Raw genomic sequence first — 23,215 nt, forward strand, 5'->3', positions numbered from 1 at the left:
CGCGTGGCAATTCTTCAACTGAGCGATGTCTCGAAATCCTTCGGCGAGGGGAAGTCGCGCAACGACGTCCTGTCGGCCGTAAACCTCAAGGTCGAGGAAGGCGAGTTCATTGCCATCGTCGGTTTTTCCGGCTCGGGAAAATCGACGCTGATTTCCCTCCTCGCCGGCCTGACGATGCCGGATCGCGGCGCGGTGCTCTTTCGCGACAAGGAAGTGTCAGGTCCAGGACCGGAGCGCGGCGTCGTCTTCCAATCCTATTCGCTGATGCCCTGGCTCTCGGTCCGCGCCAATGTCGCGCTTGCCGTCGATGCAGTGCATTCCGGCAAGACCAAAGCCGAAAGGGCGAGCATCGTTCAGTACTATATCGAGATGGTCGGTCTCGCCCACGCGACGGAGCGCCGGCCTGCGGAGCTCTCGGGTGGCATGCGCCAGCGCGTCGCCGTGGCGAGGGCGCTGGCAATGCAGCCCGACGTGCTGCTGCTCGACGAGCCGCTCTCGGCACTCGACGCGCTCACCCGCTCGAAGCTGCAGGACGAGTTCGCCGAGATCTCGGCGAAGGAAAAGAAGACCATCATCCTCATCACCAACGACGTCGACGAGGCGATCCTGCTTGCCGACAGGATCGTTCCATTGACGCCCGGTCCGAATGCTTCGCTCGGGCCGAGCTTCGAGGTGAACCTGCCGCGCCCGCGCGACCGGGCGGAAATGAACTCGAATGCCGAGTTCATCCGTCTTCGCGGCGCCGTCACCGAATATCTGATGGATCTGGGCGCCGAACGAACGACGGCGGAAAGCGGCGCCGTCATCTTGCCCAACGTCGTGCCGATCACGCAGAAGCTTACCGCCGCCAAGCTGCCGGATGCCTATGCCCGAAAGGCGCGTTCCGCGATCGAGAAGAGCTACGTCGAGTTTTTCGAGGTCCGAAAGGTCTATCCGACGCCGAAAGGTCCGCTGACGGTGGTCGACGGCTTCAGCCTCAAAATGAACAGGGGCGAATTCATCTCGATCATCGGCCATTCGGGATGCGGCAAGTCGACCGTCCTGTCGATGATGGCGGGCCTCAACCCGATCTCTTCCGGCGGCATCATCCTCGACGGACGGGAAATTTCCGGCGCCGGCCCGGATCGCGCGGTGGTTTTCCAGGCGCCCTCCCTGCTTCCCTGGCTGACCGCCCGCGAAAACGTCGCGCTCGGCGTCGACCGGGTCTATCCCGACGCGACGCCGGCGGAGCGCCGCGACGTCGTCGAATATTACCTGCAGCGCGTCGGCCTCGGCGATGCGATGCATCGGCTTGCCGCGGATCTGTCGAACGGCATGAAGCAGCGCGTCGGCATCGCCAGGGCTTTCGCGCTGTCGCCCAAGCTGCTCCTCCTCGACGAACCTTTCGGCATGCTCGACAGCCTCACGCGCTGGGAACTGCAGGAAGTGCTGATGGACGTGTGGAAGCGGACGCAGGTGACGGCGATCTGCGTCACGCACGACGTCGACGAGGCGATCCTGCTCGCGGATCGGGTGGTGATGATGTCGAACGGCCCGAACGCGCGGATCGGCAACATCATGGAGGTGAACCTGCCGCGGCCTCGCTCGCGCAAGGAACTCCTGTCGCATCCCGACTACTACGCCTACCGCGAGGAACTCCTGGACTTCCTCGAGGCCTACGAAGGCGGCGCCAGCCCCGCTCCCGAGCATCTCGAAGCGATCCGGGCGAAGCGCGCCGCCCGAACGATGTTGTCCGCCCAGACCCTCAAGAAACAAGCCGCGGAGTAATGGAATGACCGAGAAACTGGTGATCGTTGGCAACGGCATGGCGCCGGGCCGCATGCTGGAAGAGCTCTTCGAGAAGGCGCCCGGGCGCTACGAAGTAACGATCTTCAACGCCGAGCCGCGCGTCAATTACGACCGCATCATGCTCTCGCCGGTACTATCCGGCGAGAAGGAATACGAGGAGATTATCATCCACGGCGACGGATGGTACATCAAGCACGGCATCACCCTTTACAAGGGCCACAAGATCATCGCGATCGACCGCAATGCCAAGACGGTCACCTCCGACCATGGTGTGACGGAAAGCTACGACAAGCTGGTGATCGCCACCGGTTCCGTGCCCTTCATCATCCCCGTACCAGGGAAGGATCTGCGCGGCGTCATCACCTACCGCGATCTCGACGACGTGCAGGCGATGCTGCTTGCGGCGCAGTCCCGTGAAAAGGCTGTCGTCATCGGCGGCGGTCTGCTCGGCCTGGAAGCAGCTGCCGGCCTAAAGGCGCGCGGCATGGATGTCACCGTGCTGCACGTCATGCCGACACTGATGGAGCGCCAGCTCGACCCGGCCGCCGGTTACCTCTTGCAGAAGGCAGTCGAGGAGCGCGGCATCAAGGTCATCACCAAGGCAAACACCAAACGGGTCGTCGGCGAGGAGAAGGTAGAGGGCATCGAGCTTGACGATGGCCGCATCATCCCCGCGACGCTGGTGGTGATGGCGGTCGGCATCAGGCCGAATGCCGGCCTCGCCAAGGAGGCGGGGCTCGCCGTCAACCGTGGTATCGTCGTTGACGCCGGTATGCAGACCTCTGACGGAGACATCATGGCGCTCGGCGAATGCGCCGAAGTCGACGGCATGGTCTACGGCCTGGTGGCGCCGCTCTACGAGATGGCGCGGGTCGCCGCGCGCCACCTTGCCGGTGATCGTAGCGCCGCCTTCGTCCATTCCGATACGCCGACAAAACTGAAGGTGACCGGCATCAACCTCTATTCAGTCGGCGATTTCGCCGATGGCGACGGCCGCGAGGAGATCGTGCTGCGCGATGCCACCGCCGGCATCTACAAGCGGCTGGTGCTCAAGGACAACCGCATCATCGGCACGGTGCTCTACGGTGAAACCGGGGATGGCGCCTGGTTCAACGATCTGTTGAAGCGCGGCACCGACATTACCGAAATGCGCGACACCCTGATTTTCGGCCAAGCCTATCAGGGAGGGTCCCCGCTGGACCCTATGGCGGCCGTTGCAGCCTTGCCGGATGATGCGGAGATCTGCGGCTGCAACGGCGTCTGCAAGGGCAAGATCGTCTCGACGATCACCGGAAAAGGCCTGACGTCGCTCGACGACGTGCGTGCCCACACCAAGGCTTCGGCCTCCTGCGGTTCGTGCACCGGGCTGGTCGAGCAGCTGATGTCGCTCACCCTCGGCGACGCTTACAATCCGGCCGCCGTGCAGCCGATGTGCGGCTGCACGGATCTCGGCCATGACGACGTGCGCCGCCTCATCAAGGCGAAGAAGCTGAAGACCATCCCCGCCGTCATGCAGGAGCTGGAGTGGAAGACCTCCTGCGGCTGCGCGAAATGCCGGCCGGCGCTCAATTATTACCTCGTCTGCGATTGGCCGGACGAATATGCCGACGACTACCAGTCGCGCTTCATCAACGAACGCGTCCACGCCAACATCCAGAAGGACGGCACCTATTCGGTGGTGCCGCGCATGTGGGGCGGGGTGACCAATTCGAAGGAATTGCGGGCCATCGCTGACGTCGTCGACAAGTTCGACGTCCCGCTCGTCAAGGTCACCGGCGGCCAGCGCATCGACCTGCTCGGCATCGAGAAGGAAGACCTGCCCGCTGTCTGGGCCGACCTCGGCAAGGCTGGCTTCGTCTCGGGCCAGGCCTATGCCAAGGGCTTGAGGACCGTGAAGACCTGCGTTGGCTCCGATTGGTGCCGCTTCGGTACGCAGGATTCGACCGGGCTCGGCATCCGCATCGAGAAGTTCATGTGGGGCTCGTGGACTCCCGCCAAGTTGAAGATGGCCGTTTCCGGCTGTCCACGCAATTGCGCCGAAGCGACCTGCAAGGACGTCGGCGTCATCTGCGTCGATTCCGGCTACGAGATCCATTTCGCCGGCGCGGCAGGACTCGACATCAAGGGCACCGAGGTCCTCGCCCTCGTCAGGACCGAGGACGAGGCGCTGGAGCACATCGTTGCCCTGACGCAGATGTATCGCGAGCAGGCCCGCTACCTCGAACGCATCTACAAATGGGCAAATCGCATCGGCCTCGACGAGATCCGCCGCCAGATCATGGACGATGCGGAGAAGCGCCAGGCCTATTTCGACCGCTTCGTGTTCAGCCAGAAATTCGCCCAGGTCGATCCCTGGTCGGAGCGTGTCTCCGGAAAGGATAAGCACGAGTTTCGGCCGATGGCGACGGTCGGCTTCAATCAGGCAGCGGAGTGAGGTGATGGAGATGAACTGGATCGCAATCGGCAATGTTTCCGATATCCCTCTGCGCGGCGCGCGCTGCGTGCGGACGCCGCAGGGCAAGATCGCCGTCTTCCGGACTGCGGAGAACGACGTCTTCGCGATAGAGGATCACTGCCCCCACAAGGGCGGGCCGCTCTCGCAGGGCATCGTCCACGGCACTGCCGTGACCTGCCCGCTGCACAACTGGGTGATCTCGCTCGAAACCGGCAAGGCACTCGGCGCCGACGAGGGCGAGGTCCGCACGATCCCGGTGAAGAACGACAACGGTGCGCTCTTCATTGCGCTCGAGAGCCTGGCACTGGCAGCGGCGGAATAGGCATGGCTTGCGAGGTCAAAACCACCTGCCCCTATTGCGGCGTCGGCTGCGGCGTCATCGGCCGCATGGACGATGATGGAGCCGTCAGCGTCAAGGGGGATCCAGAGCACCCGGCCAATTTCGGCCGGCTCTGCTCCAAGGGCTCGGCGCTTGCCGAAACCCTCGATCTCGACGGCCGCCTGCTCCATCCGGAGATCGGCGGCCGCCGCGCCGGCTGGGACGAAGCGCTCAATCTCGTCGCCAGCCGCTTCGCGGAAACCATTGCCGTGCATGGCCCGGATTCGATCGCCTTCTATGTCTCCGGCCAATTGCTGACGGAGGACTATTACGTCGCCAACAAGCTGATGAAGGGTTTTATCGGTTCGGCGAACATCGACACGAACTCACGCCTGTGCATGTCGTCCTCGGTTGCCGGTCACCGCCGCGCCTTCGGGTCCGACACGGTTCCGGGTGCCTATGAAGACCTCGAGCTTGCCGATCTCGTCGTGCTAACCGGCTCCAATCTCGCCTGGTGCCACCCGGTGCTTTACCAGCGCCTTGCTGCCGCCAAGGCGAACCGCCCCGCGATGAAGGTTGTCGTCATCGATCCACGCCGCACGATGACCGCCGACATCGCCGACATGCATCTGGCGCTCGCGCCGGACAGCGACGTCGCGCTTTTCAACGGCCTGTTTGCCCATCTGGCGGCGAGCGGCGCCATCGATCAAAACTATATCTCGGCGCACACAAAGGGCTTCGCCGAGGCGTTTGCGGCCGCTTCCGCGCTTGATCTCCCGGAACTCTCGGCCCTGACAGGACTGTCGCAGACGCAATTGCTCGATTTCTTCCGCCTGTTCGAGACGACCGAAAAGGTCGTCACCTGTTACAGCCAGGGCGTCAACCAGTCGGCTTCCGGTACCGACAAGGTCAACGCCATCATCAACTGCCATCTCGCGACCGGGCGGATCGGCCGGCCGGGCATGGGCCCCTTCTCGCTGACAGGCCAGCCCAACGCCATGGGCGGACGCGAGGTCGGCGGGCTCGCCAACATGCTCGCGGCCCATCTCGATATCGAAAAATCCGTGCACCGTGATCTCGTCCAGCGCTTTTGGGGCGCGCCCGCGGTCGCGAGCAAACCGGGCCTCAAGGCGGTAGACATGTTCCGCGCCGTCGCCGACGGGCGGATCAAGGCGCTCTGGATCATGGCGACCAACCCGGTTGTCTCTATGCCCGATGCGGACACGGTAGAGGCCGCGATCAAGACCTGTCCCTTCGTCGTCGTCTCCGACATCCTTCGCGAGACCGATACCGTCCGCCATGCCCACGTGCTGCTGCCCTCGCTCGGCTGGGGCGAGAAAGACGGCACCGTCACCAATTCCGAGCGGCGCATCTCCCGCCAGCGCGCCTTCCTCGCTGCTCCCGGCGAGGCGCGCGCCGACTGGTGGCAACTGGCTGAGGTCGGCCGTCGCATGGGCTTTTCGCAAGGCTTCGACCATGCTTCCGCTGCCGAGGTCTTCGCCGAACACTCCGCCCTTTCCGGCTTCGAAAACGATGGCCGCCGCGATTTCGACATCGGCGCTCACGCAGCAATTGACAAGGCGGCTTATGACGATCTGAAGCCCTTCCAGTGGCCGCAGCCTAAAGGCACGCAGCCCCGGGAGAGGCGGTTTTTCGCCGAGGGTGGGTTCTATCATGCGGGCGGACGCGCCAGTTTCGTCGCCGTCGATGCCTCTGTCCCCAAGCCGGCAAACGATGCCTATCCCTGCACGCTCAACACCGGGCGGGTGCGCGACCATTGGCACACGATGACCAGGACCGGGAAGAGCGCCCGGCTCTCCGCCCATATCGCCGAACCGTTCGCCGAAATTCATCCGCGTGATGCCGAGAAGCTTGCCGTCGCGGACGCCGATCTGGTGAAAATCGAGAGCCCATACGGACAAACAGTTGTCCGCGCGCTCCTCACCGAGCGCCAGGCGGAGGGAAGCCTGTTCGTACCAATGCACTGGAACGACCAGTTCGCCTCGAAGGGTCGTATCGACGCGCTGGTGCCGCCGATCACGGACCCCGTTTCCGGGCAACCGGCGTCGAAGAACGTGGCCGTCAGGGCTGCCCGCTTCGACGCCCGGGCCTATGGTTTCGCAGTCTCCGCCGAAAAACCCCAGGGCATCGATGCTGCCTACTGGGCGATGGCCAAGGCCGAGGGCGGCTGGCGCCTGGAGCTTGCCTTCGCCGGGCCACAAGCGGACTGGATCGGCTGGTGTCGCGAGGCCTTTTCGATCCCGGCCGGAATCGAACCGATCGGCTACACCGATCGCCGGTCCAGCGAGCTCCGCCTCGCCTTTTTCGACGGCGACCGGCTGCTTGCCGCCCTGTTCCTCGCATCCCGCCCCGTGGCGGTCGCCCGCAACTGGGCGGTCTCGCAGCTTCGTGCCTCGCATAAAGACCTCGGCACGCGCTTCGCTGTGGCGGCAGGTCGCCCCGACGCCGGCAGAGAAGACCCGGGCGCCACCGTCTGCTCCTGCTTCAGCGTCGGGCTCAATCAGATCACGGCCGCCATCCGGGACGGCTGTCACAGTGTCCAGGCGATCGGCGAAAGACTTAGCGCCGGCACCAATTGCGGCTCCTGCCGCGCAGAGATCAGGGGGATCATCGATGGATGCCTTGCCGCTGCCGCTGAATGACCGGCCCGCAAGGCCATCGCCGCAACGCGTCGCTCCGCTTGCCAGCTTGCCGCTGTTCTGGACCTTGAAGAACAAGCGCGTCGTGGTCGCCGGCGGCAGCGACGCCGCCGCCTGGAAGGCCGAATTGCTGGCGGCTTGCGGCGCGGAGGTTCATGTTCACGCGCCCCGCGCCGAGCTGAGCGACGTCTTTCTCGCTCTCATGAAACGCGGCGCCGCCCACGACAACGGCCGCCTCGTCCATCACGACGAGATCTGGCACCCCGGCGTCTTTTTCGGGGCCGCGCTTGCGATCGCCGACTGCGACGACGACGCGGAAGCGGAGGGCTTCTCCAATGCGGCACGTGCCGCCGGCGTTCCCGTCAATGTCATCGACAAGCCGGCCTTCAGCCAGCTCCAATTCGGCTCCATCGTCAATCGCTCGCCGATCGTCGTATCGATCTCGACCGACGGCGCGGCGCCGATCCTGGCGCAAGCGATCCGCCGTCGGATCGAGGCCCTGCTGCCGCCGGCAATCAAGGGTTGGGCAGCGATCGCGCAGGCGATCCGCGAAAGGGTCAACGCGCGGCTCAATCCCGGCGCGGCGCGCCGCACCTTCTGGGAGCGGTTCGTCGATCGCGCCTTTCTGGAGACACCGGGGGAGGGTGTCGAGACGCGGCTGATGGAGGAGCTGGATTGCCTTTCCGCGACCCGCGCCGCCATCGGCCGCGTCTCGATCGTCGGCGCGGGCCCGGGCGATGCCGAACTTCTGACGCTGAGGGCTATTCGTGCCTTGCAGGCGGCCGACGTCATTTTCTTCGACGAACCGATCTCGAACGACGTGCTCGAACTTTCCCGCCGCGAAGCGAAACGCCAGTTCGTCGGTCCGCCGGACGGCCTCGCCGCCGATGGCGCCGGCAGTATCCACGATGCCGTGGTTGAGCTGGTCCTGGCGGGTAAGCGCGTAGTGCGCCTCAAATCCGGTGACCCCACCCACTCGGTCGCGATGCGCAGGGAAATCCAACGACTGGAAAGCGAAGGCATTCCCGTCGAGATGGTGCCGGGGGTGCAGGCCGAACGCTATCGCCCTGAAACCGAGGGGCTGGCCAAAGTCGACGGGCTCGCCAATGTCCATATTGCGGCCGGCCTGACCGTTGCAGCCGCGACACGGGCCGCGCACATCGCCAATCGTTGAAGGTCATTCGGGCGACAACGAGGCTTCGAGGCGATCGAGAAATGGCCGTTGGGACACGTTTATCTTCTCCCGCGCGTCCGGCAGGCTGAACCATCCGGCACGATCGACCTCCGGAAAAGCCTGTGTCTTGCCGCTGTGCGGCGGCCATTCCATCTCGAACAGATTGCTGCGGATCTTGCTGATGTCGAGGTCGCTCTCGCTGGCATAGGCGGTGACCAGCTTGCCGCTTTTCTGACGAAGCTCGCCCAGAGACGCGACGGCGCCATTCACTGCAATGCCGGTCTCCTCAAGGAACTCGCGTCGCGCCGCCGCTTCGGGCTGCTCGTCGGGGCCATATTCGCCCTTTGGAATGGACCAGGCGCCAAGGTCCCTGTTGCTCCAGAAGGGACCGCCAGGGTGAACGAGCAAGACGAAGAGTGCCTCGTTGTCGTATTTGTAGAGCAGGATGCCTGCGCTTCTTTTCGGCATTTGCGATCTTTCCGGGGTCGATGGCGTATAGGCGCATTCCGATGCAACGGCAGCAGACTATCCCGTGGCTAGTCTGAGAGGATATCATTGCCGGGCCGCATTTCGAACCGAGCGAGCTACAAGGAGACTGGAGCCGATGCGCGCGATGGTCCTTGAGAGGATCGGGGAACCGTTGAAAGCGGTGGATCTGCCGCTCCCGGAGCCGCTTGCCGGCGAGATCCGGCTGCGCGTCGAGGCCTGCGCCGTCTGCCGCACCGATCTGCACGTGGTCGACGGCGACCTGCCGCGGCCGAAGCTGCCGCTTGTTCCGGGGCACGAGATCGTCGGCATCATCGAAGCGGTCGGGCGCGGCGTCGATCCGCGCATTGGTCGGCGCGTCGGGGTTCCGTGGCTCGGCCATACCTGCCAGCATTGCTTCTATTGCCGGTCGGGCGCCGAAAACCTTTGCGACGATCCGCTGTTCACCGGTTATACCCGCGACGGCGGCTTTGCCACCGATGTCATCGCGGATGCGGACTATGCTTTCGATCTCGATCCCGACGGTGATCCGGTCGCGCTTGCGCCCCTTCTCTGCGCGGGGCTCATCGGCTGGCGCTCGCTGAAGCGGACCGGCGATGGCAGAAAGATCGGGATCTACGGCTTCGGCGCAGCCGCGCATATCATCGCCCAGATCTGCGTCTGGCAGGGCCGGCAGGTCTGCGCCTTCACCCGACCGGGCGATAAGGCGGCACAGCGCTTCGCCCTCGATCTCGGTGCGCATTGGGCCGGCGGTTCGGACGAGCCGCCGCCGGAGCCGCTCGACGCTGCGATCATCTTCGCGCCGGTCGGAAACCTCGTTCCGTCTGCTCTGAAAGCAGTGCGCAAGGGCGGTCGCGTGGTCTGCGGCGGCATCCACATGAGCGATATTCCCGCCATGCCCTACGCTGTACTTTGGGGTGAACGCGAGCTGGTTTCCGTCGCCAACCTCACCCGCCGGGATGGCCGCGAGTTTTTCGCAATCGCTGCGGAAGCAGGCGTCAAGACGCACACCCTTGTCTATCCCCTTGATGAAGCCAACCGTGCCCTTGCCGACCTTCGCGCCGGGAGGCTCAGCGGAGCGGCCGTCCTCGTTCCTTAGCTAGAGCAGGATCCGATCAGATTGCAACGCATCGGAAAGCATTGGGGGGTGCCGTCCCGAGCAGCTCGGAGATGCGGCCCGCACCATTCTCACGACGTCCAACGAGATCGGATTTCGCTGTAGTTACGTGGACGCAGAGCCACCTTCCGGCGATTTCAGGTAGCTGATGACTGCATCGGCAATCATCGTGCGGTGCCGTTCGATCGTCGCCTCTTCCGAGAGATCACGGCGGAAGATCGTGCCGAAGGTGTAGCGGTTCGAGACGCGGAAGAAGCAGAAGGCGCTGATCAGCATGTGGACGTCAATCGGATCGGCCTCGCGGCGAAAGGTGCCGTCGGCGAGACCGCGCGTGATGATGGCCTCTATCATCTGGATGACCGAGACATTGAGCTCGCGGATCGCTTCCGACCGCAGCATGTGCGCCGCGTGGTGAATGTTCTCGATGCTGACCAGGCGAACGAAATCCGGGTTGGTTTCGTCGTGATCGAAGGTGGTCTCGATCAAAGTTCGGAGCGCCTTTTCCGGCGGCAGGTTGGCGAGTTCGAGATCGGCCTCGAGCGTGCGGATCCTGCGGTAGGAGCGCTCGAGCACGGCGAGATAGAGCCCTTCCTTGCTGCCGAAGTAGTAGTAGATCATCCGCTTCGAGGTGCGCGTGCGCTCGGCAATCGCATCCACCCGCGCGCCGGCCAGCCCGTGCGTCGAAAATTCTTCCGTCGCTACCGCAAGGATATCCTCCTGCGTTCTCTGCGGGTCGTTCTTTCTGCCGTTCCCCTGCCGCTCCGCCATTTCCGCACTGCTTCCCGGCCCGACAGGCCATTGAATCATCATGCCTATTTCCTGCGGTTTCCACGCGCCTCGATGAATGCCCGAAACGCCTCGTCTCGCGATCCGAGACTGCCTGCCTGGTCGAAAATCATCTGCCGATTTTCGACCCGAAGCTGTGCCCCGCAAGAGCAATGCCTCAAGTCATATTCACGTTATCATCCTCTTTCAATAGCACGCCGCTTGACATTCGAACTAGTTAGTACATTTTATAAATCCACTGCCGAACCGCGCTGAGGAGCGCGGCCGGCCGCCGGCGAACGGCCGCGCGTTGGAAGGAGGAGGCCTGCCACTGACGCGTCCTCGCGACGTGCCGCCGGTATGCCCTATCGCTTTGGGAGGAGCGAATGGCCCGCATCATCGATTTCTATTTCTTCGCGCTGAAGGTGACGATCGCGCTGCTGCTCGCCGGCATGGTCGTGCTTGTCTTCGGCAACGTCGTCCTGCGCTACGCCTTCAACCAGGGGATCACGGTTTCCGAGGAGCTGTCGCGGATGTTCTTCGTCTGGCTCACCTTTCTCGGCGCCGTCGTTGCCATGCGTGAGCATGGTCATCTTGGCGTCGACTCCCTCATCAAGCGCTTGCCGCCGTTTGCCGCAAAGGCGGCCGTGCTTTGCGGCCATGCGCTGATGCTCTATGCCACTTGGCTGGTGATCAGCGGCAGCTGGACGCAGACGCTGATCAACCTCCATGTCGGCGCGCCGGCGACCGGCATCCCAATGGCCGTCTTCTATGGCGCCGGTCTCGCCTTCGGCATCCCTGCCTTCCTGATCCTCCTTTCCGACGCCTTCGCGATCGCGACCGGCCGCATCGACGTGACGACGGCCGATCTCGTGCGCGAGAGCGAGGATGAGGCAGCCCTCGGCGAGCTGCCCGAGCCCGTGCTCGGCCAGCTCTCGCCGAAGCATTGAGGAGGCGGCGATGACGGTCACCATCTTTCTTGGCGCGCTTCTCGGACCCATGGCACTCGGCGTACCGATCGCCTTCGCCCTCATCCTGAGCGGCGTGGCGCTGATGCTCTACCTCGGGCTGTTCGACGCCCAGATCGTCGCCCAGAACGTCCTGAACGGCGCCGACAGCTTCCCGCTGATGGCGGTTCCCTTCTTCCTGCTCGCCGGCGAGGTCATGAACACCGGCGGCCTTTCCCGCCGCATCGTCGCGCTGGCAATGGCGATGGTCGGCCATATCCGCGGCGGCCTCGGCTTCGTCGCGATCTTCGCGGCCTGCATCCTTTCGAGCCTTTCGGGCTCGGCGGTCGCGGATGCGGCGGCGCTTGGCGCCCTCCTCCTGCCGATGATGCTGAAAAGCGGCCATGATCCGGCGCGCGCCGGCGGGCTGCTGGCGTCCGCCTCGATCATCGGGCCGATCATCCCGCCGTCGATCGGCTTCATCCTTTACGGCGTGGTCGGCGGCGTGTCGATCACCAAGCTCTTCCTTGCCGGCATCTTCCCCGGGCTGATGATCGCCGCCGCGCTCTGCGTCACGTGGCTCATCGTTGCGCGCAAGGAGCAGTTCGAACTGCCGCCGAAAGAGAGCGGCGCCGTGCGCCTCAAGGCCTTCGTCGACAGTTTCTGGGCGCTCATGCTGCCGGTGATCATTATCGTCGGGCTGAAGTTCGGCGTCTTCACGCCGACGGAAGCGGGGGTGGTGGCGGCCGTCTACTCACTCTTCGTCTCGATGGTGATCTATCGCGAACTGCCGCCGTCGCAACTCTTCCACGTCTTCGTCGCGGCAGCGAAAATCACCGCCGTCGTCATGTTCCTGGTCGCCTGCGCGGCGGTCTCGGCCTGGTTGATCACCGTCGCCGACGTGCCCGGCGCGCTTGCCGCGCTCGTCGAGCCGCTCATGGACAACCAGACGGCGCTCCTCGTCGCCATCATGGTTCTGATCGTCGTCGTCGGCACCGCCATGGACATGACGCCCACTATCCTGGTGATGACGCCGGTGCTCATGCCGATCATCAAGCAGGCCGGCATCGACCCGGTCTATTTCGGTGTGCTCTTCATCATCAACAATTCGATCGGCCTCATCACTCCACCTGTCGGCACGGTCCTGAACGTCATCTGCGGCGTCTCGAAGCTGTCGATGGAAGACCTGATGAAGGGCGTCATGCCGTTCATGATCGCCGAACTGATCGTCCTTTTCCTGCTCGTCCTGTTTCCTCAACTGGTGACCGTCCCGGTCGCCTGGTTCGGGCACTGACGGGCTGGCTCTACTCATTGTCAACAAGGCCGGCCTGAACACCGGCCCAACCCGGGAGGAAAACATGTTGAACAGAATGACGAAACTGGCACTGGGTCTGGCCCTGCCCCTGGCGCTGCTGGCGAGCGGACCGGCAGAGGCCGAGATCCGCGACCAGACGATCAAATTTGCCTCGGCGAACAACAAGGGCCACCCGCAGGTGACCGGCATGGAGAAGTTCGCCGAACTCGTCAACGAGAAGAGCGGCGGCAAGATCAATGTGAAGCTCTTCCCCGGCGGCACGCTCGGCGGCGACGTCCAGACCGTCTCGGCGCTGCAGGGCGGTGTGATCGAGATGACGGTGCTTAATGCCGGCATTCTCGCAAGCAACGCCAAGGAGTTCGGCGCCGTCGACCTGCCCTTCCTGTTCAACAGCGGCGAGGAGGCCGACAAGGTCATGGACGGGCCGTTTGGCACGGGCCTTATGGAGCGCCTGTCCGACACCGGCCTCGTCGGCCTCGCCTATTGGGAGCTCGGCTTCCGCAATCTCACCAACAACCGCCATCCGGTAACCAAGCTCGAGGACATCAAGGGGCTGAAGATCCGCACGATCCAGTCGCCGATCCCGGTCGAGCTCTTCAACTCCCTCGGCGCCAACGCCGTGCCGCTCCCCTACACAGAGCTCTACACCGCGCTCGAAACGGGAACCGTCGACGGTCAGGAAAACCCGGCCGCCAACATCCTCAATGCGAAGTTTTACGAGGTGCAGAAATACATGACGCTGACCCGCCACCAGTACAACCCGCAGATCGTGCTGATCTCGAAGAAGTTCTGGGACGGCCTCAATGACGAGGAGAAGGCTGTCCTGAAGCAGGCGGCGGTCGAAGCACGCGACTTCCAGCGCAAGGTCTCGCGCGAGCAGGATGCCGGCGCACTCGAGGAAATCCGCAAGACCGGCATGGAGGTCAGCGAACTCAGCCCCGAGGAAACGCAGCGCCTGCGCGACGCCGTCAAGCCGATGATCGACAAGTTCAGTGCCGACATCGGCCAGGAGACGGTGCAGGCCCTCTTCAAGGAAATCGGCGCCGTGCGCGGCCAGTAACGGGAGAAAGCCGCCGGCCCGTCTGATGCAGAAGGCGGGCCGGCTTCATGAGCGCCGCAACGTTGTCGGCGCGGAAAACACATGGAACGGGAAACCATGACCGATACGCTCGTAAGATCCTTGAAGGCCGGCTTGATCGGCTCCGGCATCCAGGCCTCGCTGACACCGGCGATGCACATGGCGGAGGGCGTGGCGCAGGGGCTCCGCTACGAATACGAGCTGATCGATCTCAATGCGCTCGGCGCAACGGAAGATGACTTGCCGCGTCTCATCGCCGATGCCGAGCGGCGCGGCCTTGCTGGACTCAACATCACCCATCCCTGCAAACAGGCAATCATTTCCTTTCTCGATGAGCTCGCCCCCGACGCCCGGCGGCTCGGCGCGGTCAATACCGTCGTGCTCAAGGGCGGCCGGCGCTACGGCCACAATACAGACTGGTGGGGTTTCGCCGAAGGCTTCCGGCGCGGCCTGCCGGATGCGGACCTCGGCGCGGCCGTGCAGCTCGGCGCCGGCGGCGCGGGCGTGGCGACGGCCTACGCCGCCCTTTCGCTCGGCTTGCGGCGGCTTACCGTCTTCGACCGCGAGGCGGAGCGCGCGCAATCGCTTGCCGAGATGCTTTCGCCCATCTTTCCCAAGGCCGACATTGTGGCCGGCACGGATCTTGCCACCGCGATGCGGGACGCATCGGGTCTTATCCACGCCACTCCGACCGGGATGACGAAATATCCGGGGCTGCCACTCGACCCTGAGCTCCTCGACGAACGGCACTGGGTCGCCGAGATCGTCTACTTCCCGCTGGAAACGGCGCTCCTGAAGGAGGCGCGTCGGCGCGGCTGCCGCACGCTCGACGGCGGCGGCATGGCCGTGTTCCAGGCAGTCGGCGCCTTTCGCCTGTTCACTGGGCTCGAGCCGGATGCGGCACGGATGCTCATGCATTTTAGGTCGATGACTGGATGACGATCTCATGGCTCAGCATGGCGGCACCCCCCTCTGCCCTGCCGGGCATCTCCCCCACAAGGGGGGAGATCAGGGATGCACCGACGGCACCACTGCCACCTCCCGCAGCGAGGCCGGCACGGTCGATGATAGAAAACGGGGAGCCCGCTGCTTGCCGATCTCCCCCCTTGTGGGGGAGATGCCCGGCAGGGCAGAGGGGGGTACCAACACACGCAGTCCTGATTTTGGCCAACGCAATCTAGAAGCGAGGACAGGATGATGAAGACCTCGATAGCCACCGTTTCTCTGAGCGGCGATCTCAAGGACAAGCTGCAGGCGATCGCCAAAGCCGGCTTCGACGGTGTGGAAATCTTCGAGAACGATTTCCTTGCCTTCGACGAAAGCCCGCGGGAAGTGGGTCGCATGGCGCGCGACTTCGGCCTCGATATCACCCTGTTCCAGCCGTTCCGGGATTTCGAGGGCATGCCGGAACCGCTTCGCACGCGAACCTTCGACCGTGCCGAACGCAAGTTCGACGTGATGCAGGAGCTTCGCACGGATCTCGTGCTCGTCTGCTCTAACGTTTCGCCGGCGGCCCAAGGGGGCCTCGACCGTGCGGCGGCCGATTTCCGCGAGCTCGGCGAGCGGGCGGCGAAGCGGAACCTCAGGGTCGGTTATGAGGCGCTGGCCTGGGGCCGCCACATCAACGATCATCGCGACGCCTGGGAGATCGTCCGGCGTGCCGATCACCCCAATGTCGGCCTCATCCTCGACAGTTTCCACACGCTTTCCCGCAAGATCGAAGTCAATTCGATCCGGTCGATCCCGAAGGAAAAAATCTTCATCATCCAGCTCGCAGATGCGCCGCTTATCAACATGGACCTGCTCTACTGGAGCCGGCATTTCCGCAACATGCCCGGCGAAGGTGATCTTCCGGTCATCGACTTCATGCGCGCCGTCGCCGCGACCGGCTATGACGGCTATCTGTCGCTGGAAATTTTCAACGACCAGTTCCGCGGCGGCAATGCCGGGGCCATCGCGGTCGACGGCCGCCGCTCGCTGATCTATCTCGGCGACCAGGTCAAGCGCGCCGAACCGGACACAGCCTTGTCGGTACCTGCGATGCCGGCGCCTGCGGAGGTCAAGGGCGTCGCCTTCATCGAATTCGCCGCCGAGGAGGAACAGGCGGCCGAACTGGAGGTACTGGTCAGAACGCTCGGCTTCGAGAAGACGGCGAAGCACAAGAGCAAACGCGTCGCGCTTTATCGCCAGGGCGCAATCAATCTGGTCATCAATACGGAGCGCGAGGGGTTCGCCAACGCCTCCTACCTGGTCCACGGTACGTCGGCCTACGCCTTCGGGCTGATGGTCGGTGACGCCGCGGCGACGGTCGAGCGCGCAAAGGCGCTCGGCGCTGAACCCTTCGCACAGGCCGTCGGCCCCGGTGAGCTCTCGGTGCCGGCGATCCGTGGCGTTGGCGGCGGCATCATCTATTTCCTCGATGAAAAGTCCGAGCTCGCGCGCATCTGGGAGATCGAATTCGAGCCGGTGGCGGATGACCGATCAACGATGCCGGCCGGCCTGACCTCCGTCGACCACGTGGCCCAAACCGTCAGATATGAGGAAATGCTGACCTGGCTTCTCTTCTATGGCTCGTTGCTCGACGTGCATAAGACGCCGATGGTGGACATCATCGACCCGGCCGGACTGGTGCGCAGCCAGGTGGTGGAGAATGACGCAGGTTCCTTGCGTGTCACGCTGAACGGCGCCGAAAACCGCAACACGCTCGCCGGACACTTCATCGCCGAGACCTTCGGCTCCGGCGTCCAGCATCTCGCCTTTGCCACGGGCGATATCTTCGCTGCCGCCGAGGCCTTGCGGGCAAACGGCTTTCACGCGCTACCGATCTCGCCGAATTACTATGACGACATCGAAGCCCGCTTCGCCCTCGAGCCGGACCTGATCGAGCGCTTGAAGGAGGCCAATATTCTCTACGACCGCGACGAGCACGGGGAGTACTTCCAGCTCTACAGCCCGACCTATGGCGAGGGTTTCTTCTTCGAGATCGTGGAGCGACGCGGTTATCGTGGCTACGGCGCCGCCAATGCCATCTTCCGCATCGCCGCGCTCAAGAAACAGTTGCGGCCGGCGGGTCTGCCGAGAGATTAGGACCAGAGCAGCGTACTGCTTTACTGCGAAGAACCGCCCGCCTTGGCCGCAAGGATGTTCGCCAGATCCATCGGGAACGGAAAGATGATCGTTGAGCTCTTTTCGGCGGCGATCACGTTCAGAGTGCTGAGATAGCGCAATTGCATGGCCTGCGGCTGCCGGGCGAGAATTTCCGCCGCTTCGAGCAGTTTCGCCGCCGCCTGGTGTTCGCCCTCGGCGTTGATGACCTTGGCCCGCCGTTCGCGTTCTGCTTCCGCCTGGCGTGCGATTGCCCGTATCATCGATTCATTGATGTCGACATGCTTGATCTCGACGGTCGCGACCTTGATGCCCCAGGCGTCCGTCTGGACGTCCAGTATCTTCTGGATATCGTCGTTGAGCTTGTCGCGCTCGGCCAGCATCTCGTCGAGGTCGTGCTTGCCGAGCACGGAGCGCAGCGTCGTCTGGGCGAGCTGGCTCGTCGCCGCCATGAAGTCCTCGACCTGGATCGTCGATTTTTCCGCGTCGATCACGCGGAAATAAATGACCGCGCTGACGCGGACCGAAACGTTGTCATGGGAGATGACATCCTGGCTCGGCACATCGAGCACCCGCGTCCTCAGATCAACCCTCACCATCTGCTGGACATAGGGAACGAGCAGGATCAGCCCCGGCCCCTTCACCCCGGTGAACCGGCCCAGTGTGAAGATGACGCCGCGTTCGTATTCGCGCAGGATCCTGATCGCGTAGGCAATGACGATGAGCAGTACCACAAGCGCCGCGATGAACGGGGCGAGACTTCCGACTATGTCCATGACCTTCTCCCTGCCGCTTTCCTGAAATCGCCCTAGGTTTGCGCCGCGCTGCGCGCGACTTTCAGCGTCAATCCGTTGCGGTCTATGACCGTCACGTCTTCCCCGACTGCGAGCGACTCGCCGCTGACCGCCTTCCAGCGTTCGCCGCGGGCGATGACGTAGCCCGTGCCGCCCGTCCAGCTATCGACGGTGCCGGAAATGCCGATCATCTGCTCCCCACCGGTGACAACCTTGTGCCGGCGCGAGATGTAGGCAAGCCGGGCAACGAGAGCGCTGAAGGCGAGGCTTGCGATGGCGACGCCGCCGAGGACCGGCCAGGAGACCTGCAGGCCCGGTACGTCCGTGTCGAACAGTATGGCGGCGCCCAGCACCAGCGCGACCCCGCCGCCGAGCCCAAGCGCCCCGAACGACGGCGCATGGGCCTCGGCCACCAGCAGCCCCACGCCAAGGATGATCAGTCCGATGCCGGCATAACTCACCGGCAGCACCGCGAGTGCGTAGAGCCCGAGCAGAAGGCTTATGCCGCCGATCGTGCCGGGCAGCACCGTTCCGGGTGTCAGAAATTCGAAGATCAATCCATAGATGCCGACGATCATCAGAAGCAGGGCGACATTCGGATCGGTGATCACGGACAGGAGGCGGGTTCGCCAATCGGGCAGAGCCTCCTCGACGGCGAGCCCCGCCGTGTCGAGGCGGATGTCCGCCTGGCCGACACGAACCGTGCGGCCATGCGCCTGCTTCAGCAGGTCCTCGATGTTGACGGCGGTGAAATCAACGACCTTCTCGCGGACGGCTGCCGTCGACGAGAGGCTTGCAGCCTCGCGCACGGCGCGCTCACCCCAATCGGCGTTGCGGTTGCGCAGTTCGGCGAGCCCGCGGATATAAGCGACCGCATCGTTGATCATCTTCGCTTCACCAGCATTGGCCGGCTGCTTTGCGCCACTCTGCTTGTGAGCCTCGCCCGGACCGCCCTTGTCGCCCTCGTCGCCGCCGCCGAACAGACCGCCGCCGATTGCGATCGGTGTCGCGGCACCCAGATTGGTACCCGGGGCCATCGCCGCGACATGGCTGGCGTAGAGAATATAGGTACCGGCGCTCGCCGCCCTCGCTCCGCTCGGCGCCACGAAACTGGCAACCGGCACGGACGAATCGAGAATGGCGCGGATGATGTCGCGCATCGACGTGTCGAGCCCGCCGGGCGTGTCCATCTGCAATATGACGAGGGAGACGCCACGCGCATCAGCCCGTTCAAGGCCGCGCGTCACATATTCCGCAGTCGCCGGGCTGATCGCGCCGTTCACATGCAAGACCATCGCCAGGCGCTCGGCGCCGGATGCCGACGGGGCAGGAAACGCGAACGCCGGTATCAATACCATGAGCAGGATCAGGATTCGGGACATTCGCCGCCACAACCTCTGAGTTCCTTCGGACCGCGATGATTTTTTTGCGCCGAAGCGATCCAAATGCTTAAATTTGATCGCCCTCTAATATAGGCCAGAACTGCCGAAAGGGTAAGGCGTTCCGCAACCTGCCGTGGAAGTCGCGCCGCAGCGTTCGCCCGATGCCGCTGGCTCACAGCGGCGGCCGCGCAGGCGTCCGATCGCCTCCGGCCGTCGCCAAAGCGTCGTCTCAGGAGCCGCTCGACAAGCGTATGCCCGCCTTGCGCAAGCCGGCTTCGATCAGCCCTACCAGCTCGGGAGAGAAATGCTGCGCCCACATCTGCCGGCGCAACACGGGCTCGAACCTTTCGACGTGGCTGCGCAATTCCTCCGTGGCATTGGTTGCCTCCTCCTGAAGGCCCAGTTGCCCCGCGGCCGCGATCCTCAGAATGCTGACCGTAATATCCGACGGGCTCGCCAGCTGGCGCGCCCGCCGCAACGCCTCGCCGTAGTTGCCATTTCTGTAGTCTTCCAATGCCAGCGTCAGCACAGCGGCCCGCTGGACATATTCGTTGTTCTGCCCGGCAGAGCGCGCAAGCTTCACACCTTCCTGCCATCGCCCGCTGACGAACAACAGATAACCGAGCCGGGCGAGGACGGAGTCGTCCAGCGGGTTCAGCGACGCGGCGCGTCGGCCGGAAAGAAATGCGGCCTCGGTTTCGCCGGCGGCAAAGCGCGCCATCATCTGCGCCGCATAGCTCTGACTGGACTGCGGCGCGAGTGCCGTTGCTCTGTCGGCGAGCTTCAGCGCCCTCTCGGTGGCGACCGAGGAATTGCCCATCGCCCCCGCAACGAGAACCGTCGCAAGGCTTGCCAAGACCTCGGCATCGTTTTCCTGGTAGGTCAACGACCGCTCGAGGCAACTGTGTGCGGCAACTATGCTTTCGCTGTCGGCGCGCGCGAGCGCAATATCGGCGAGAAGCACGCAGCCATAGCCAAGGGAAGGATTTGCGAGCTGGCGTGCGGCTTCGAGGCTGGTGACTATCCCCTGATCGCCGGCAAGCGCGCGGGCGAGTTTGGTGACGAGATCCCGTTGTTCCCGGGACGTATTCCTGTTTCCGCTCACGGCTTCCGCGACGCCTGACCTCAGCGTTTCGTTGGTCCGCATGTCGATGACCTGCCAGGAGAAACCCTCGTGACCGGCCGCGTCGCCATGCGTCACCGAAAGCCTGTAGGCATTGCTCTTCGGCTGCAGCGGATGCACGGTCGAAATGTCTCCCGTGACCGCTGCCGTATCCACATCCGTCCGCCGCGGCTGCGTGAACGTCCTGACCGTGGAGAATTGCGACAGCGCATGCACGAGCGACTCTTCAAGCCGGTACACAGCCGGTGCAGCCGTGGGCTCTCCCCGAACATCGACGATGATCGTCGGTTTCACGGAAAGCGCAGGCGGCCAGCCGAAATGGCCCGTGGCAATGCCATAGAGCGCGGCGACAGCCGTGACCATGAGGCCGGCGCAGGCGGCGAAGAGGCCCAGGCGGACGATCCGCGATGGTTGCGCGGGCGTCTCTTGCGCTTCATTCTGCGTCCCGGACTCGAACGGCTGCACACCCTTTAGTTGAACAGGCTCCCGCGCATCCGAAAGTGCTATGAACTGCGGTCTGTAGTTGCCTCGCGGAAGCTCGATCCTGAGCGGCGCCTGTTGCCCCACGGTTTCATAATATCGAGCCAACGCCGCGCGCAGGCGGGAGACCTCGACGCGAACGATCGGGTCGACATTCGGATCGAAGGAACTGGGCCGGCCGAAGACATCAACCGCGATGGAATAGGCCTTCACCGTCGCCGAGCGCCCCGCGAGGAACTCGTCGACCAGGTATTTCAGAAGCTTCCTGTGGCGCTCCGTCGCGTGAAAGCGAGCGTCGTCCAGCAGTCGTTCAGTCTCGACACGCACGTCGCTCTCGGCAACCATGCACTGCGCGACGTGTTCGCTGTCTTCTCCGGCGCCCATCGCTCTCATCCGGTTGTTTGGCAAACGGCAAGGGAGTGCAATTGCGGAAAGAACATTAGACCGTTACTACCAGAACGGGAAGCGGATTCTTGATAAAGATCAGGACGTATCGCGATCACATCATCTTGAATAGCCGATGATCACTGGGTGCGGGGAAGCTGACTTCCAGCCGTGAGGGCATCGTGTTTCAGGACCCGGGCATGTCCTGATCTTCATTGAAGAGACAGATCGCGATGACCTCCTCTTCTATTTCACGGCAGATCAGCTCGTATTCCGTAAGGACGGCTCTGTCCTGCAATTGGCTGCTGCGCTGTCTGTCGAGCATCGAGGTCGCTTCGTCATAGGCCTCGAAAAGACTTTGAAGCGACGGATCCCTTGCGCTCAGCAACTGAAGCTTGCCCCGGAGCGCGGGCAACTTCAGCATCAGCTTCAGCAATCCTCGCTGCCTGTGTTCGCCGGACATTGGCATCCACCAATCTGCGCTGCGTTTGGGTCGTCCTGAGCCATTTCCCTGGCATACGCTGCATGGCGGTCTGGCGAGTGCAGCGCACCGCACCGGTTGCCAGAAGGCCGTGTGGATCGAGGGACGCCGACACACCACCATTGCCAAATGTTTCCCTGAGACAAATGATGGCCGATGCAACGGTCCGCATGGAAGTACGTAACGGTAACACGGATACGAACTGTTCTGGCCAGGACGCCTCACGCGGCGGGCTCAGCCGATCGCCGCCACCCGCAATACACGCATCGTCGAAATGGAACCCGATCGGGATTGGAAAGGCGCGCAGCCCTGCTATTTCTCGAAGGCGTATATGCGGTTCCAGTCGGCTTTCATGTCGACCAGTTGCCAGCCGCGCTCAGGAGCCTCGGTCAAGGCCTTGTCCAGCTTGCCGATATGCGACTGGCGGTCATAGGCCCATTCGCGCTCGCCGTCGGTGTGATGCACGATGAGGCCGAAGCGGGCTCCGGGGCCCGACGTCACCCAGCGAAGCATTTCGTAGTCACCGTCGGAATTACCGGCGACGAAGATCGGACGGCGGCCGATGAACTTGTTGATCCCGACAGGCTTGCCCGGACCGTCGTCGATGAAGTCGACCGTCGGTTCACGCATCAAGACCGGTGTGTCGCCTTCAAGCTGGTATCTGGTGGTGATGCTGCTGCCGATCACCTGCTCGGGCGGAATCCCGTACATCTCCTCTGTCATCGGCCGCATGAACTCGATGCCGCCGCCGGAAACGATATAGGTCCGGAACCCGTTCGCCCTGAGGTAATCGAGAAGCTCCCGCATCGGCAGAAAAGTGATCTCGTTGTACGGCCGGTCGAACCGCGGGTGCCTTGCCGTCGCAAACCAGTCCGTGACGATCTTGTTGAACGCCTCCGTCGTCATGCCCGCATGGGTGGCCATGCCGAGTTCAACAATGCCCTTCTCGCCCGAGGCGGCCACGCCGGCCATGTCGCCCTTCAACAGCGATGCGAAGGGCTCCTTGTCCTTCCATTCCGGGTGCTCCGGCGCGAGCGCCTTGACGCGATCGTTGATGAACAACGCCTGGAAGTAGTTGGGCTGCTCCGTCCAGAGCGTGCCGTCATTGTCGAAGACGGCGATGCGGTCAGGCACGGCGACATAATCGCGCCCGCCCTCCGTCGTTACGCGCGTGACGAAATCGACGATCGCCGACTTCGCGTCGCCGTCGTTCCACGAGGGCAGGTCGGCTGACTGTGCATCCGCCGCGAACGCCGCCGGCATGGCAAGGACCAGCGCCAGCAGTGCGAAGAAGGTCGCGAGAAGCGGTGCCCCGCGATCACCGATGCGGACAGTTGCAACAGCCGACATTCCCGCTCTGGC

General features: G+C 63.8%; 18 protein-coding genes. 11 read left to right on the top strand and 7 right to left on the bottom strand.

Annotated elements, in window-relative coordinates; translation table 11 throughout:
• Positions 1 to 3 precede the first annotated feature (3 nt).
• From FKV68_RS32095 to FKV68_RS32115, 5 genes are read left to right on the top strand one after another with little or no spacing between them, the layout of a single operon-like run.
• Positions 4 to 1,767, top strand: a complete 1,764-nt coding sequence (locus FKV68_RS32095; RefSeq protein ID WP_180942929.1) for an ABC transporter ATP-binding protein — start codon at positions 4 to 6, stop codon at positions 1,765 to 1,767.
• A gap of 4 nt (positions 1,768 to 1,771) precedes the next feature.
• Entirely contained in the window at positions 1,772 to 4,222 is a 2,451-nt protein-coding gene (gene nirB / locus FKV68_RS32100; RefSeq protein ID WP_180942930.1) for a nitrite reductase large subunit NirB, read from the top strand.
• A gap of 4 nt (positions 4,223 to 4,226) precedes the next feature.
• A complete protein-coding gene (gene nirD / locus FKV68_RS32105) occupies positions 4,227 to 4,565 on the top strand; it encodes a nitrite reductase small subunit NirD (RefSeq protein ID WP_180942931.1) in 339 nt (112 codons plus the stop codon).
• A 2-nt stretch (positions 4,566 to 4,567) separates the two neighbouring features.
• Positions 4,568 to 7,225, top strand: coding sequence for a nitrate reductase (locus tag FKV68_RS32110; RefSeq protein ID WP_180942932.1), 2,658 nt, complete (start codon positions 4,568 to 4,570; stop codon positions 7,223 to 7,225).
• Positions 7,197 to 8,396 carry a siroheme synthase family protein gene (locus tag FKV68_RS32115; protein WP_180942933.1) on the top strand — a complete coding sequence of 400 codons (1,200 nt, stop codon included), beginning with the start codon at positions 7,197 to 7,199 and terminating at the stop codon, positions 8,394 to 8,396. Before FKV68_RS32110 ends, FKV68_RS32115 begins: the two co-directional genes overlap by 29 nt.
• Positions 8,397 to 8,399: 3 nt before the next feature.
• On the opposite strand, the gene FKV68_RS32120 is transcribed toward FKV68_RS32115, so the two are convergent.
• Positions 8,400 to 8,864 carry an NUDIX hydrolase gene (locus FKV68_RS32120; RefSeq protein WP_180942934.1) on the bottom strand — a complete coding sequence of 155 codons (465 nt, stop codon included), beginning with the start codon at positions 8,862 to 8,864 and terminating at the stop codon, positions 8,400 to 8,402.
• 136 nt (positions 8,865 to 9,000) lie between these two features.
• Here FKV68_RS32120 and FKV68_RS32125 point away from each other — a divergent pair, with 136 nt between their 5' ends.
• Positions 9,001 to 9,981, top strand: a complete 981-nt coding sequence (locus FKV68_RS32125; RefSeq protein WP_180942935.1) for a zinc-dependent alcohol dehydrogenase family protein — start codon at positions 9,001 to 9,003, stop codon at positions 9,979 to 9,981.
• Positions 9,982 to 10,104: 123 nt separating this feature from the next.
• Here the strand turns inward: FKV68_RS32125 and FKV68_RS32130 are convergent, their stop codons facing one another.
• Positions 10,105 to 10,767: a TetR/AcrR family transcriptional regulator gene (locus tag FKV68_RS32130; RefSeq protein ID WP_180943992.1), complete on the bottom strand. Its 663-nt coding sequence runs from the start codon at positions 10,765 to 10,767 to the stop codon at positions 10,105 to 10,107.
• A gap of 383 nt (positions 10,768 to 11,150) precedes the next feature.
• Here FKV68_RS32130 and FKV68_RS32135 point away from each other — a divergent pair, with 383 nt between their 5' ends.
• From FKV68_RS32135 to FKV68_RS32155, 5 genes are all read left to right on the top strand, one after another.
• The gene (locus tag FKV68_RS32135) at positions 11,151 to 11,714 is read left to right on the top strand and encodes a TRAP transporter small permease (RefSeq protein ID WP_180942936.1); all 564 of its coding nucleotides are present in this window, start codon (positions 11,151 to 11,153) and stop codon (positions 11,712 to 11,714) included.
• Positions 11,715 to 11,724: 10 nt separating this feature from the next.
• Positions 11,725 to 13,005 carry a TRAP transporter large permease gene (locus FKV68_RS32140; RefSeq protein ID WP_180942937.1) on the top strand — a complete coding sequence of 427 codons (1,281 nt, stop codon included), beginning with the start codon at positions 11,725 to 11,727 and terminating at the stop codon, positions 13,003 to 13,005.
• A 64-nt stretch (positions 13,006 to 13,069) separates the two neighbouring features.
• The gene (locus FKV68_RS32145; RefSeq protein ID WP_180942938.1) at positions 13,070 to 14,086 is read left to right on the top strand and encodes a TRAP transporter substrate-binding protein; all 1,017 of its coding nucleotides are present in this window, start codon (positions 13,070 to 13,072) and stop codon (positions 14,084 to 14,086) included.
• Positions 14,087 to 14,182: 96 nt separating this feature from the next.
• Positions 14,183 to 15,043, top strand: coding sequence for a shikimate dehydrogenase (locus FKV68_RS32150; RefSeq protein WP_180943993.1), 861 nt, complete (start codon positions 14,183 to 14,185; stop codon positions 15,041 to 15,043).
• Positions 15,044 to 15,301: 258 nt separating this feature from the next.
• Positions 15,302 to 17,191 carry a bifunctional sugar phosphate isomerase/epimerase/4-hydroxyphenylpyruvate dioxygenase family protein gene (locus tag FKV68_RS32155; protein WP_180942939.1) on the top strand — a complete coding sequence of 630 codons (1,890 nt, stop codon included), beginning with the start codon at positions 15,302 to 15,304 and terminating at the stop codon, positions 17,189 to 17,191.
• A gap of 20 nt (positions 17,192 to 17,211) precedes the next feature.
• Here the strand turns inward: FKV68_RS32155 and FKV68_RS32160 are convergent, their stop codons facing one another.
• From FKV68_RS32160 to FKV68_RS32180, 5 genes are all read right to left on the bottom strand, one after another.
• Entirely contained in the window at positions 17,212 to 17,985 is a 774-nt protein-coding gene (locus FKV68_RS32160; RefSeq protein WP_180942940.1) for a slipin family protein, read from the bottom strand.
• 32 nt (positions 17,986 to 18,017) lie between these two features.
• Positions 18,018 to 19,385 carry an NfeD family protein gene (locus tag FKV68_RS32165; protein ID WP_180942941.1) on the bottom strand — a complete coding sequence of 456 codons (1,368 nt, stop codon included), beginning with the start codon at positions 19,383 to 19,385 and terminating at the stop codon, positions 18,018 to 18,020.
• Between the two features lie 229 nt (positions 19,386 to 19,614).
• Entirely contained in the window at positions 19,615 to 21,372 is a 1,758-nt protein-coding gene (locus FKV68_RS32170; RefSeq protein WP_180942942.1) for a tetratricopeptide repeat protein, read from the bottom strand.
• Positions 21,373 to 21,559: 187 nt separating this feature from the next.
• Positions 21,560 to 21,835: a hypothetical protein gene (locus FKV68_RS32175; protein ID WP_246452730.1), complete on the bottom strand. Its 276-nt coding sequence runs from the start codon at positions 21,833 to 21,835 to the stop codon at positions 21,560 to 21,562.
• Positions 21,836 to 22,165: 330 nt separating this feature from the next.
• Positions 22,166 to 23,116 (bottom strand): HAD family hydrolase, encoded by a 951-nt coding sequence (locus FKV68_RS32180; RefSeq protein ID WP_180943994.1) that lies wholly within the window; start codon positions 23,114 to 23,116, stop codon positions 22,166 to 22,168.
• Between the last annotated feature and the right edge of the window lie 99 nt (positions 23,117 to 23,215).

Source organism: Sinorhizobium mexicanum, from assembly GCF_013488225.1.
In the GTDB taxonomy this organism is placed as follows: Bacteria; Pseudomonadota; Alphaproteobacteria; order Rhizobiales; family Rhizobiaceae; genus Sinorhizobium; species Sinorhizobium mexicanum.